Raw genomic sequence first — 13,867 nt, 5'->3', positions numbered from 1 at the left:
CCTATTTGACCTCAAAGGTTCTTGTGTACTCCTTAGTATCTCCTTGAGGCGTTTTAGATTTCAGCGTGACCTTATACTTTCCTTTTAGATCAGGAAGTTTGATTTCCATTGAATTACGTACAGCAGCTGACTCAGGGGCATCAGACCAGTAAAGAACTGTTCTCCAATCCATGATTCGCTCTTCCTCTATTGGAGCTGAAAAGAGCCTTTCGGTAGATTTCACCTTCGGCTGAATACCTACATAGTCCAGATAAATCGCATTTGACGGTATAGGGAATCCTCCAAAATCATTCTTATATGAACTGAAGCTCATTACCCCTGGAAATTTCTCTTCATTTAAGAAAAACGTCCGAGTCAACACGTCTAATTTTTTGAAATTAGTAGGATCGAAAGAAGCTAGTACATCCGAATCAAAAACAACCAATGCATCAATTAGCATTAGAGGATTGGAGTCAAAGACTGTAAACATAACATTATCCAAAACTCGAAACTCCTTCTTTTTCTTTACATTCCTTTGCGAAATCTCAGGGACATATTCCTTAATCACCGTACCAACCGTCTCAAACCTGATGTAGTCGTCTAGTAGGTAGGTACGATCTTCCAAAAACCCTGTTACCACCGGCATTTGGGTGGCATCATACTCATTGACGAAATAACCCTCTATCTGCCCACCTTTCAACAATTCCTGTAGGTAAATCTGATCTTCAGGACTTATTTCGAGTTGAGGGAAAATAAAATCCTTTTTAAAATGAGTCACTGGAGCAGGAGAAACTATACCAAAATCTAGTAAAGACTCATTTCCATCAGCTTGAGCAACTAAATATTTCCAATTTCGCATCCCTCCTGCATCGAAATACAAGCTACCGTTTGCATCAGGACGATCTGTAAAAAGCGCTGACTTTTCACCATGTAGGGACATGTAATACAATTTGGTAGTATCAATAGCTGTCTCTTCAAGTTTCGCTTCAATGACGTGCCCAAAAAGCTCCGGAATCAAACTATGCTTATCTATAGACTCGTAGGCAAACGAGGAAGAGATTATCCCTTGCTCAGCTATGAAAGGATTCAATGAGGCTATACTCACATTACTAATTTCAATATCAGTTGGAAAATCTATTTTTAGAGTTGTACCGGGAGCGCTCACCTGCTGAGACAGCACGATCTCACTTGACTCATGAATTCTAGAAACCACCTTTCGTTCAGCCACTACTGTAGGAGGAACGGTTTTATTAAATACGGTGATGAATTGTTGGACCAATCCTTCTTCCAAGTTTTGGTATGGGCTTATTCTGGTAAATACCCGAAGCAAGTAATTATCGGATGGCAGGTTTGTCGGAATCTGAAGAAAGTTAAAACTCTGGCCATGCTCTAAGGGCATCTTGGCTATTGCAACTGACTCATTATAACGATTCAGCAATTCTGCATAAATAATCTTCGAGTCTGTAGGGATGTCTCCAATCATAGATTGGCTGTTAATCCAAACTCGTTCGCCTCCAAAATAGATCGTCTTTGGAATAGTAAAAGAGACAGTTTCATTCTCACTAGTCTGTCCTAAAGTCACTGTGATAAAACCCAGAGAAAAAATTAATACGGCGAGGCATTTATGTGATAAGTTCATATTAATCCTCCCAGAAATCAGGTTTTACATTTGTTCCTCTAAGCGTACAATCAGTACATGGTCTAGGCGATCCTCGATACCCAATTGGCTCCAATTCATTGAACTCAGAAAAAATTGGAAAAACAGGAACAAAGCTGCCACTAGCGAATGATTGGGCATATTCAGTTTTGGGTATGGTATCCGGTTCAACAAAACATCCTCCATAAGCGGGCTCATAGACAATCCAAGGTGCTACTTCTTGCACAGATATAAACAATCTCTTTTGTCTAATCGTACCCAAGCTTACGAATCCTACCACAGGTGCATCAGGATCCTGATCATTGTTGATGTTTCCTCCTATATTTGAAGGTAAGGGACTAAAAATCGAACCAATATCATCTGAGTTTTTACGAAGTATCTCCCAGAATTCTGACGCTTTTTTATCCAAGGCTTTCTGGGAAATCAAAATACTGTATTTTAATCCCAGTCGCTCATCATTTTTCAGAATTTGGGTTATTGACTGTCTGAAAACGAATTGATCTTCAAATCTTGAAGATGTTTCCAAGATCAAATCAGAGCTCACTGAACCTCGATAGCATAAGTCAGTTCTTTCATCTTGATCCCTATAAACTATATCTGCTGTCTCAGGATCAAATTTATAATAAGACAGGAATTTAGGGCGAAAAGAATAGGTCTCCTCAAATGTCCACAAGAAATCATCCGCGTTTTCGTCTCCTTTAGTGGTCAAATAAACTTCAACTCCAAGCTCATTTTCCACAAAACCCACATCAATGATCTCAGGCGTGAGAATGGGCTGTAGCAAATCAGAAGTATAGCTTCTTCCTTCATTGGTTGAGATGTAGAGCCTGTAATTCTGATTTTCAGGAATATCATACGCAAACTCAAATTCTCCAGAGCCTAAATCTGTTAAAGGATATTGCTCGCCAGATTCTGATCTCAGAAAAACTACAGCAGATGGATAGCTAGGTAAATAAGAATTAGTAGTCTGAATATTCTGGGTATAACTTAGCTTTAACTTGCTAGGTAATCCCTCTGTATCCAAATACCCCTCCACTACCAAAACAGAAAGATCTGCGGGTTCAATTTCTGGATTGAATGGCTCTCTGCATCCACTAAGGAGCATCCCACAAAATAATATAAGTAGCACAAGTCTATTCATCAGAAACGGAAATTGTAGGTAATAAACGGAATAGGCTGAGCAAATATTGACAATTGATAACCTCTTAATTGACCTTCTACAGGAGTGTAATAAACGGAGTAAGGATTGCTTCTACCTAACAAATTATAGACTCCAAGTGACCAGGAGGAATGTGCCAATTTTTTAATCTTGTGACTCCCCTCCAGGTTGATGGAAAAGTCCACTCTAAAATAATCTGGTATTCTGTAGGCATTGCGATCCGAGAAATACACACGCTCTGATCCTGCATATTCAAACTTAGAAATAGGCAATGTGATTGGACGACCCGTGCTGTAATTAACATTTAAGGAAGTATTCACTCGCTTGCTCAATTCATAATTGGCGGTAACTACCAAGTGATGCGGCTGATCAAAATTACTGGAGTAAAAGTCTCCATTATTAATTTTCTCAATACTTGGGTCATCTGAGGTTCTCATCAACGAACGGGAATAAGTATAAGCAATAGATCCCTGTAGCAAGCCTGTGCTTTTCCTAAGCAAAAGCTCCACGCCGTAAGCTTTCCCATCAGAATTTAATACATCCTGTTCTATATTTTCATTAAGAATAATATTAGCTCCTGATCGATAATCCAGCAGGTTATTCATGTAGCGATAATAAACTTCTGTAGAAAACTCCAGCTTATTTTGCGCAAGATTTCTATAATAACCCACAGACGCCTGTCCTCCAGTTTGAGGCCGGATATAGGTATCGCTCAACTTCCAGGAATCAGTTGGCGCTATGGATGACGTGTTGGACAACAAATGTATATTCTGTCGCATGGTGTTGAACCCAGCTTTAACAGAAGACCTATTATCTAGGGTATACCTTGCGGAAACCCTGAATTCAGGTCCATGATAGGTTTTGACATTTTCGCCATCAGCAAAAGTCTTCTCTCCTATCACATTACTGTCGGTTATCGGAGCTCCTTCCACATATTGGTTCACGGTCATGGGCCCCAACAATTGATAGAACATATACCGACCTCCATAACTCACTGATAGCTTTTCTGAAACTGTAAATTCATCTCCAAAAAATAATGAGACCTCTCGGGCATTTTCCTCATCCAGCTCTTTTTCCAGTACAATGGATTCGGAACCATAGGGACTATTCCTTCCAGGATTTAGCTTATACTGAATACCATGCACTCCAAAATTGAAAATATGCTTATCACTTTTTCGATATTCAAAATCAGCCTTTAAAAAGAGTTGATTAACATTAAATCCAAAATCGAAGGAATTAAGAGGGTTCTCTACTCCGATGATTCCAAATTCATAACTATCGCTCCCAACAGTAAATCTTCCTTCCAAGGCATCATTGAAGAAGTGCTTCCATCCTAATGCAACATTTACATTTTGGTAGGAGTAGGTAGTATCAGGGTCAAATCGAAAATCATCTTGACTCAAATAAGCGGTCAACTCCAACGTGTTTTGCTCATTAATAGAATGCTGAATATTTGCGTTAATGTCATAGAAGGTGATTTTGCTATCATTCAAATCAGCTTCCTCGTCCAAGAGGTTTAAAGCCCAATCCGAGTAAGTTGTTCTTCCTCCAATCATAAAGGTCGTCTTATCACCGATCGGACCATCCAGACTCAATCTACTCGTAAGGATACCTATACCACCAGATCCACCAATTTTGTCTTTTCTTCCAAATTTTGGGTCCACTTGCAATACAGAAGAAAGTCGTCCACCATAGTTGACAGGAATAGACCCTTTGTAGAGTTCTACTCCATTTACAAGGTCTGCATTGAAAGCAGAGAAAAAGCCGAAAGCATGCGTGGGGTTGAAAATCGTAGAGTTTCCATAAAGAATTAAGTTTTGATCAGCTGCTCCACCACGAACATTAAATCCAGAGGTAGCTTCACCAACTGTATTCACACCCGGCATTATCAGAATTCCCTTGAGCACATCCACCTCACCCAAGACCGCAGGAAGCCTTTTTACCTCTGCAATACTGATGGACTGAACCCCCATATCCAGCTTATTCACGTTCGAAAGCGCCCCAGAACTTACTACTACTTCATCAAGGGAAAGTATGGTCTCCTCGATACTCATATTGAATACTCCATCTCCTTTCAAATCTATTTGACGCTGCTCTTGAAAGCCTCCAATATTTTGCACCCAGATGGTATGTCTTCCCTTTGGAAGGGTGAGCTGATACTTTCCATTCTGATCTGTAGCGACCTGATTGTAGTCTACTTTCTCCAAAACAATCGCTCCATTCATTGGCTTGCCAGATTCAATGCTGCTTACCACGCCACTCAATGTTGCTGTTTTAGACTGTGGATTATCCGCTGTCTTCCCAATCACAAATCGCTTGTTCTTATCAAATGCACCTAAGGAATCTCCAGGATTTGCCAGATTATCTTGCCGCTCTTGAACCAAAAAATAATCCTTTGGGAATTCAATCTGAATTTTTGCACCCTTTGTGATCCAAATTCTATTTGACATATCAACTGAATAGGTCAGGCCGGTCTCAGCAAGTGCTTGATTCAAAATCATCCTGATATCCGAATCGTTTGCCTGCAAATTGACTTGAAGATTCTCTATATCTCCCTTTTTGAAGAAAAATTTATAAGTAGATTCTGACTCGATCCGTTCTACAAATCTTTCAAATGGCACGCCTATATACATTCCTGTAAACTTAGGGTTGTATGTCTGAGCCTCTAAATCTGTAAAAAAGAAAACAACTAAAATCAGGAGTAGAATTTTTTTCATTCGGCAAAACCGTTAAATGCGTTTGTACTAGCTTCTCTTAGTTTTGCTAATTCCAGGATATACCTTTCTTTATCGGTAGAAAAATAAAGAGACTTGCCTTTGAAATATTTCCTCACTTCCTTCTTATTGACCCCCAAACTCTTAATGGCTTGTTTTTTTCTCCGAACAAGTACAAATTCACCATCATACCAATAGAAAAAATCCGAGAACTCTTCGAATTTGTGAGTGAATTTACCTACCTCTTTTATTGGGTCTTTAGTCTTGTAATATTTTTTCAATACTTTGATTTTGCCATCACTCTCCACCCTGTAAAACCCATTCTTATCGTGCAGATAGCTTTCATTTCCTTCATATTTCCGAAATACGCTTCCATCTTTGAGTTGAAATTCCTCCACCTTTTCGGCATTAATTAAAATCTTTTGTCGGTGAATTGGGTGGAAAGTAATTACTTCATCCGCGTTTTCATCATATATTAATGGGACTTCTGTATACTTAATTTTATTGATGAACAGTGTACCTTCTCCAAAAGTCCTGTCCAGATAATAAGGGTCGCCTTCATAGTTTCTCGGCGATTCTTGATATTGACCTCCCGTGATGAGCTCTTGAAAATAGGGTAGCTGATCCTTGTATAAAGACAAATAATTCTGAGACTGAGCAAACGAGTTGGCAGCAATCAGAAAAAACAGAAGAAAAGGTGCGAAAAAATTTATTTTTAGCATATGTTGGGCGCTATACTAGAACAGATTAATTTCTCTTTTGGCTAGAATAGTCTGAACGGTAGTTATAGTATTTGAATGGAATAAGCCTTCCATATTTTCAATAAACCTAAGATGAATAGAAGAAATTTACTTAAAACTATTACGCTAGGAGCCACTGCTCTTCCTATTTTACCCGCTTTTGCCTCTACTACGCAAAAAAAGAATGCAACGATACAATTTTCTCTAAACACGAGCACTTTGCGTGGGCATAAACTTGATCTACCAAAGATCATAGAAGTTGCCGCCAAGGCAGGTTATGATGGAATAGAACTCTGGATCTCAGAATTGGAAGCATATCTAGCGACAGGAAAATCACTGGCTTCGCTGAAAAAACTTTTCTCAGATGCAAACCTAATTGCAGTCAATGCCATTGGCTTTGCGCCATGGATGGCTCAGGATTTGGCCAAAAGCAAAGCGGGGTTTGAGCAGATGGAAAAGGAAATGGGAATGCTGGCTGAAATCGGATGCAAACGTGTAGCTGCTCCAGCTATCGGGGCAACAGATCCAATAGACTTGCTTGCAGCCGGCGAGCAATACGCCCGCTTGATCGCTCTGGGAAGGAAAACAGGCGTCATGCCTCAACTGGAGTTTTGGGGTGCTTTCGAGCCCTTTCATCAGTTAGGTCAGGCTTTGGCCACCGCCGCAGCAGCCAATGACCCAGATGCCCGATTGCTCCCGGATGTCTATCATTTGTTCCGTGGCGGCTCTGGATTTGAAGGATTGAAACTTATCAATGGAAGTGCCATCGAGGTATTTCATATGAATGACTTTACTTCCAAACCGAGGCTAGACCAAAAGGACAGTGATCGGGTATATCCAGGAGATGGTATAGGCCCAATGAAAGAAATAGCTGCTACTCTCAAGGCAATGGGTGGTAATAAATTCCTGTCACTTGAGCTTTTCAATGAAACGTATTGGGCGCAGGATGCGCAGGAAGTAGCGAATACAGGCTTGAAGAAAATGAAGCAGTTTTTTTAGAATAAAAAATGATTATAATCAAAAACCCCTTTCAATTGAATGTGAAAGGGGTTTTCGTTTGTAGCTACTTTTCCATTTGATCAACCTCCTTCAAAAAACTTATCAAACCTGGGAAAAAATTCTCAGGATCATCGTATTGACTTAAGTGGCTCCCATTGGGACAAAGTAAAAATTGACCATTTGGCAACTCATTTGACATCCACTCTAAATGAGCTGGATCCATGGTGTCATGAGTACCTGCTATGACTAACGTGGGAACAGTAATTTTCTTTAAATCTGCCTTTCGATCCCAGCCTGCCAATGATGCACCTGGAGTTATCCCAAATTCACTATACCCCTGCATATAGACATAAACCTCAGGATTCACTTCTCCCATCATTTTGTTTATTTCCGCAGGCCATTCATCAGCAGGCTTGCGGAGTACATGATAGGGATAATGATGCTCACCCAGCAATTCCATGTAGCGAGGATTTTCGAAGTCATTGTTCTTCTCTATTTCCATCAGCTCAGCAAATACTTCTTGAGGCATTTGAGGACCTAGAACTTCCTTAGCATATTTTTCATAGTCATCTAGGCTCGCCATCATATTGGAAATGATTAATCCTTTGAGATTCTCCTGATGTTGAAGTGCGTATTCTATCCCCAGCATTCCTCCCCAAGATTGGCCATAGAGGTAGAAATTATCTTTGTTAAGCCCCAGTGCAACTCGCACTTGCTCCACTTCATCCACAAAACGGTCGATTGTCCAAAGAGTGGAATCACTCGGCTGATCTGAAAATGCCGATCCCAACTGATCGTACCATATGAATTCGATTCCTTCTTGGGGTAGAAAGTCTATGAAATTCGAATATTGCTGATGAGTCATCCCTGGTCCACCATGAAGTAGCAAGACTTTAATGTCAGAATTTTCACCTACTCTCTGAGTATACACATTGAATTCTCCCTTTGGAGTTTGTATTGGGATCATCTTGATGCTTTCCTCAAACTCATCTAAAGTTGATTCTGATTCGATAGACTCAGTTTGATTGGATGCTTGACAGGACGAAAAGATAATTGCTGCTGAAAGAACTAGAAACCAACCCGTTTTCATAAGTAAGCCATTTTGTGAATTGTTAATCTAGCAGAAAGAAATCATAGATTCAACTTGAAATGAGCTTGATTTTCTTCATAGGATACGGTAGCTTCTTAAAGCTACGACCATAAAAAAATCCAAGCCTCTCGACTTGGAATTTTTAGACTAATAATTCAGACTTCTGACTTTATATTTCAGACTTTTTCAATCCAATCTACTCCAGTATCCTTCCATGCTCTTGCATATGCTGAAACCGTATCAACTTCAATCAAAACCCATGTCCTCGCTTACCTAATACAATTATTGGTTCTTGAAATTGAATACAGTCTACCTTTTCAAACGTAATCATGGGAACCATACTTTTTATACCTTCAGAAAAATTATCCTCTAGATTTTCAGCACCAATCATTTCAAAAATTATAGGAAAAACTATCAAACAGCCTTTATAAGAAGTTAAATCAATATCATCCAAACTTTTTACAAAACCCATTTCAAGCTCCTCCATGATTGGACGAATTTCACCATCTGCATTTTCAAATTTTGAAATTTCAATCTCTTCGTTAGTAGAAACATAAATCAATAGAGTATACCCCATATACTTTCTATTCGAATTTGCTGGCTTAATTTTTAAAACAAGATTCTGAATAACACTAGTATTGAAATCTTGACTGAAAACACTTTTTGAGATAGTTTGAGAATTACAGACCCAAGCAAAATTTAAAATGAAGGCAAAAGTTAAAAAGCTACGCACTGTATTAAGGTAATTTTTGACTTGATTAAATTATCAAATGACGACAAGGTTATCGGCAAATAACACCTTGAAGAGTTCAGATTTATAAATATTTTTATCGTAAATCACCAATTCTTCAATAGCAACGGAGGCAAAGAGATTGTTAAACAACACATAATCAGGGTAAAACACTTTACTAAGCTCCATTAATTGTTGGGCTTTTTCTATTTGAATTTCAGAATGATTCGATTAATGCTTGAATCATAACCCTTTCAAATCCCTCGCTTACCTGTTACAATTAGTGGCTCTTGAAATTGAATACAGTCTACCTTTTCAAACGTAATCATGGGCATCATACTTTACTGAAGTCATATCCTTTGAGTCAATTTCACGATAGTAACTTTATCAGAAATTATACAATCGAAATCATTGAATTTAATATTAGGATAAACACTCATAATTCCTTCTTCTAAATTATCCTCAAATTCAAAATATGAATTTGTCACCACTAAAACAGGAAATACATATAGACAACCTGAAGGAAATTCAATTCCAAGATTTTGAAATTTTTCGTTCAACTTCGATGAAATAGTTTCATCAATTTCTTGCATGGAAAATCTTTCATCACTTTCAATTATCGCAGTCGAAATTTTTTTATCATCAGAGATAGATAAAACCAAAAAATAACCCTTGTACTTTTTCTTAAATTGTTCATTAGGCCTAATTTCCAAGATCAAATTTTGAATGATTAACTTCTTGAAATCTTGAGGAATTGCATATTCCTGTATTTCCTGCCCAAAATTCTGGACAGGAAATAGAAATAAAATTAATATGGTTATTATAACGGATCGCATGCTGATATTTCACCTTTTTTTAATATACTATTAAATTGGTTCAAAACATGGGTCTTATTAAGTTATAATATAAATGGAGAAAAGGCTAGGAGCATTTTAAGAATGAATACCAGGCTCCTTTAAGCGTTATTCAAAGAGGTAGGTTTTCATTTCTAGACTTACATTAAATTCATGGCAGAACCATTTTTGAAAGAAAATCAAGGTAAATATTTAGCCCGAAAATCAATAATGATATTTCAAAACTATATAGCACCTAATGAACTTTGACATGTTAGCCATTCAAAAAGAGTTCATAATTTCTTTATACAACAAATTCATAAAAGACTAAAAATAAAGAGGACTAGCTAATAATATGACATTCAGATCAGTTAAATATTCGTCAATTTACTACATCTTTTCCAAACTGACGACTGAAATTTTCTCCCAACCCTCCAAGACTCTTTCATAAAATGCCAATCCACGAGAACCATCCATCAAATCTAATGTACCAGTTTCGATGTAAATCACAACAAATTTGCCATTCTTGAAGAAAATAGGTTTTGAAATAATTTGGTATGATCTATACATATTCGAAAGATCAAATAAGCCAGACTGTTCAAATTTTTCTGGATGAGTAGATAAAATATTCTCAATTTCCTTTTGATTGATCAAATGGATGTGACTATCCAACATAGCTGAATCAAAAACAAACCTGTCAGTAGATTGAATTAAAATGGTCTCCCATTCAGTAGAACTCAAAAAACTATTTAGATTTTTAGAAGAAAGTCCCTTCAGCTCTGTGAGATCTTCGATGTCAGAAGAATTTTCTAAATATTCAACGGCCCAAGTGCTATTGGCCTCTGATTGCAATAAAATTAGAGAGTCATTTAATATGTTCTCATAGGCAAACAACCAATTTACAAATTCATAGACATGGTGAGAATTATTATTAGAAGATGGACTTTGGTCACAACCTACCAAACAACTTAATACTATAAAAACACCAATAATTTTCATTTCATTCACAAGCTTTTGTACCAATTGAAACAACTCCTTTATGACTTCCAGTCAATTCTGAATAATACACACTATTAATCCTTACCTTTTTCGCACTACTCAATGAATTATAAACATCAGTATCAGTAAGTCCTGCCCACGCCATATCCATAAAGAAATCATTGTTGTCTAAGACTGACGATGGATACCCTAAAGATTCAGCAAAATAACGCAATTCTACTGCTATATCGTTCAAAAACATATTTTCAACAAATAAATTATGATGAATAGGGTTATAATTTATATTTCCAGAAACATTATATTTACTTATATAATAATTTAAAAGACTGTTCAAATCTTGATTTGCAGAAGGAAAATCCTCTAAAAAAAGAAAGTACGCATGTAGTATTTCATGCAGAATGGTCCGACCAATAGAAAGATCTGAAGCCCTTGATAAAATAGATTTATTCAAGGTAATTTTAGCCTCGTTATTAACCAAAAATGGCTGTGTACAACCAGCCGCAGAATTCGGACAATCCCCGTACTCAAATTTTACATTAAAATTATAAGGCGGTAAAAGTGAACCTGAGAATTTTTCAAAAATTCTTTTAAACCCTTCTTGTGTTGAACCAATTAGTTGATTTACAATCAGCTTATGGCAAGTTGATAACTTAGCCAAATTTATTTCTTCATCCTCATCACAATCCACAGTAACTCCTTCCAGATTTCCTTCAGGAACTTCACATTCTTCATCAGTTGGAGTGGGATCACCTCCACCGCCTCCGCCCCCACCAGTATCACCAGGAGTAGGAGGAGCCATCACCAATTCACATTCCATTCCATTCGTAGTAGTTCCAATTTCTTCCGGTGTTGTACACCCAATACCCTCAAAACAAGTATATTGGAACCAGGTGGTCTCAACTACGTAACAATAAAGTTGAAAGTTGGAGGTTCTTGCAGACGTACCTGCTCCCTTCTTTTCTTGGGTCTTTAAATCCTTAATCCTATGGGTTTTTACCCCATCTTTAACCCTCCAGCCACTGATGAAATCACCATTCCATCTGTAAAAACGATACACCCCAGAGAAATCCGTCGGAATTTTTTGATATCCACCCTCCATAAAATCTTTCAATTTGAATTTCTTATCCGGGCTATCTGGATAAATATTCAAAAAATAAGGGACATAACGCCCATCTTGCTTTGGAAAGAGAATTAAGGTTTGGAGTACTGATGTTTTTTCCAACTTATCTGTTTTCAAATGCTTTGGAATGGCAATTTCCTCAAAATCAAATTGAACCTCAATAACCTTCTTTCCATCCGATTGATGGTACACTTTGGATTTAGACCAGTCAGGCTTTCCTTTTCCATTGTTGACTTTTCTTGCATTTTCTTGACCTCGATTCTGATTTTCAAAGCCCTCATACCAAGATTTCGCCGCTACTATATCTGAGTTTTCAAGCTTAGAAACTTCCTCAAGTTCCTGCTCAATACAGGATGACGCAAGCAATCCCATAAAGACTGCCATCAAAATTCCAACTAACCTAAATAATGGTTTGGTTTGGTTAATATATCATATTATCAAAAATTTAATACCTCTAATAAAACCTATAAACTACATTTTTCAAAGAAAAAAATTGAAAAATATTTAGTCACGAAACTAATGACAACTTTTCAATTACAAGTGGAGAGGTTTCAAGAATAAAAAAATCCAAGCCTTTCGACTTGGATTTTTTAGACTAATAATGCAGACTTCTGACTTTATATTTCAGACTTTCTCTATCCAATCCACTCCAGTATCCTTCCAAGCTCTCTCATTTGCAGAGTTGATTACCGCTTCGCAAACTTTCTGCGTCTCAAATGCATCGCGGAAGGTAGGATGGCAAGCTTCTCCGGTTTCTAAGCTATGGAAGAAATCTGCCACTTGGTGAATAAACGAGTGCTCATACCCAATGGAAGTGCCAGGAATCCACCATCTATCCATGTATGGATGATCGCCATCAGTTACGTGAATAGATCTCCATCCACGAACTTCTCCTTCGTCACTGTGATCAAAATACTCTAGACGAGTCAAATCGTGTAGATCCCAGCGAATGGATGCATGCTCACCATTAATTTCAAATGTGTAAAGTGCTTTATGGCCTCTAGCGTAACGAGTCGCTTCGAACAAACCCAAAGAACCATTATCGAAATGACAATGGAAAACACAGGCATCATCTATAGTTACCTTTTTCTTTTCTCCTGTTCCTTGATGAACCCGTTCCTTGATGAACGTTTCGGTCATAGCAGACACGTCTTTAATCCCACCATTCAGCCACATTGCAGTATCAATACAATGCGCCAGCAAATCACCAGTCACACCAGAACCTGCAGCATCTGCATCCAATCTCCAAAGTGCATCTCCTCCTTGAGGTAAATCTGGGCTAATAGTCCAATCCTGAAGGAAGTTCGCGCGATAATGGAAGATCTGCCCTAACTTACCTGAAGCAACGATTTTCTTAGCAAGTGTCACAGCTGGAACTCTTCTGTAATTGTACCAAACAGTGTTTTTCACACCAGCTTTCTCCACAGCTTCCACCATTCCTTTTGCCTCAGCAACAGTTCTAGCAAGGGGTTTTTCGCAAAGAATCATCTTACCAGCTTCGGCAGCTGCAATAGCAATCTCAGCATGCGTATCGTTTGGTGTACAAATGTCCACTGCATCGATATCGTCTCTTTTTAGGAGCTCTCTCCAGTCAGTTTCTACAGATTTGTAGCCCCACTGATCTGCAAAGGCTTGAGCTTTTTCTTCTCTTCTGGAGCAACAAGCCTGCAATACTGGAACGTATTCGTACTCTGGAAAAAAGTCAGGAACTCTTTTATAACCATTGGTATGTATTCTGCCCATTAGTCCAGTACCGATGAGTCCTATTCTTATTTGCTTTTTATTCATAATTGTAAAATTTTAAAATTGAAAGATTGGAAGATTGAGTTCACATGGTTTAAAAGTAC

12 protein-coding genes are annotated in these 13,867 nt (G+C 38.0%); 1 reads left to right on the top strand and 11 read right to left on the bottom strand.

The window, feature by feature from the left end; all coding sequences use genetic code 11:
• Nucleotide 1 precedes the first annotated feature (1 nt).
• The 4 genes from QOL76_RS16035 to QOL76_RS16020 are packed head-to-tail and all read right to left on the bottom strand — an operon-like array spanning nt 2 to nt 6,231.
• A complete protein-coding gene (locus tag QOL76_RS16035) occupies nt 2-1,618 on the bottom strand; it encodes a hypothetical protein (protein ID WP_283413986.1) in 1,617 nt (538 codons plus the stop codon).
• Nucleotide 1,619: 1 nt separating this feature from the next.
• Nucleotides 1,620-2,777, bottom strand: a complete 1,158-nt coding sequence (locus QOL76_RS16030) for a DUF4249 domain-containing protein (RefSeq protein ID WP_283413985.1) — start codon at nt 2,775-2,777, stop codon at nt 1,620-1,622.
• A complete protein-coding gene (locus tag QOL76_RS16025; RefSeq protein ID WP_283413984.1) occupies nt 2,777-5,512 on the bottom strand; it encodes a carboxypeptidase-like regulatory domain-containing protein in 2,736 nt (911 codons plus the stop codon). The genes QOL76_RS16030 and QOL76_RS16025 overlap by 1 nt, the downstream gene beginning before the upstream one ends.
• Nucleotides 5,509-6,231, bottom strand: a complete 723-nt coding sequence (locus QOL76_RS16020) for a hypothetical protein (protein ID WP_283413983.1) — start codon at nt 6,229-6,231, stop codon at nt 5,509-5,511. The genes QOL76_RS16025 and QOL76_RS16020 overlap by 4 nt, the downstream gene beginning before the upstream one ends.
• A gap of 111 nt (nt 6,232-6,342) precedes the next feature.
• Between QOL76_RS16020 and QOL76_RS16015 the strand changes: the two genes are divergently transcribed.
• Complete coding sequence (locus QOL76_RS16015; RefSeq protein ID WP_283413982.1) at nt 6,343-7,248, top strand: sugar phosphate isomerase/epimerase family protein; 906 nt, start codon at nt 6,343-6,345, stop codon at nt 7,246-7,248.
• A 64-nt stretch (nt 7,249-7,312) separates the two neighbouring features.
• Here QOL76_RS16015 and QOL76_RS16010 read toward each other — a convergent pair whose 3' ends face one another.
• The 7 genes from QOL76_RS16010 to QOL76_RS15980 form a co-directional block, all read right to left on the bottom strand.
• Nucleotides 7,313-8,338: a proline iminopeptidase-family hydrolase gene (locus QOL76_RS16010; protein ID WP_283413981.1), complete on the bottom strand. Its 1,026-nt coding sequence runs from the start codon at nt 8,336-8,338 to the stop codon at nt 7,313-7,315.
• 250 nt (nt 8,339-8,588) lie between these two features.
• Nucleotides 8,589-9,071, bottom strand: a complete 483-nt coding sequence (locus QOL76_RS16005) for a hypothetical protein (RefSeq protein ID WP_283413980.1) — start codon at nt 9,069-9,071, stop codon at nt 8,589-8,591.
• A 33-nt stretch (nt 9,072-9,104) separates the two neighbouring features.
• A complete protein-coding gene (locus QOL76_RS16000; RefSeq protein WP_283413979.1) occupies nt 9,105-9,257 on the bottom strand; it encodes a hypothetical protein in 153 nt (50 codons plus the stop codon).
• A 161-nt stretch (nt 9,258-9,418) separates the two neighbouring features.
• Nucleotides 9,419-9,904, bottom strand: a complete 486-nt coding sequence (locus tag QOL76_RS15995) for a hypothetical protein (RefSeq protein WP_283413978.1) — start codon at nt 9,902-9,904, stop codon at nt 9,419-9,421.
• 387 nt (nt 9,905-10,291) lie between these two features.
• Complete coding sequence (locus QOL76_RS15990) at nt 10,292-10,900, bottom strand: hypothetical protein (protein WP_283413977.1); 609 nt, start codon at nt 10,898-10,900, stop codon at nt 10,292-10,294.
• 1 nt (nt 10,901) lies between these two features.
• Nucleotides 10,902-12,212 carry a hypothetical protein gene (locus tag QOL76_RS15985; protein ID WP_283413976.1) on the bottom strand — a complete coding sequence of 437 codons (1,311 nt, stop codon included), beginning with the start codon at nt 12,210-12,212 and terminating at the stop codon, nt 10,902-10,904.
• Between the two features lie 432 nt (nt 12,213-12,644).
• Entirely contained in the window at nt 12,645-13,811 is a 1,167-nt protein-coding gene (locus tag QOL76_RS15980; protein ID WP_283414047.1) for a Gfo/Idh/MocA family protein, read from the bottom strand.
• Nucleotides 13,812-13,867 lie beyond the last annotated feature (56 nt).

It is taken from the genome of Algoriphagus winogradskyi (assembly GCF_900182815.1).
In the GTDB taxonomy this organism is placed as follows: Bacteria; Bacteroidota; Bacteroidia; order Cytophagales; family Cyclobacteriaceae; genus Algoriphagus; species Algoriphagus winogradskyi.
The sequence above is the reverse complement of the archived record's forward strand: the minus strand, read 5'-3'. Positions and strand labels throughout refer to the sequence as shown.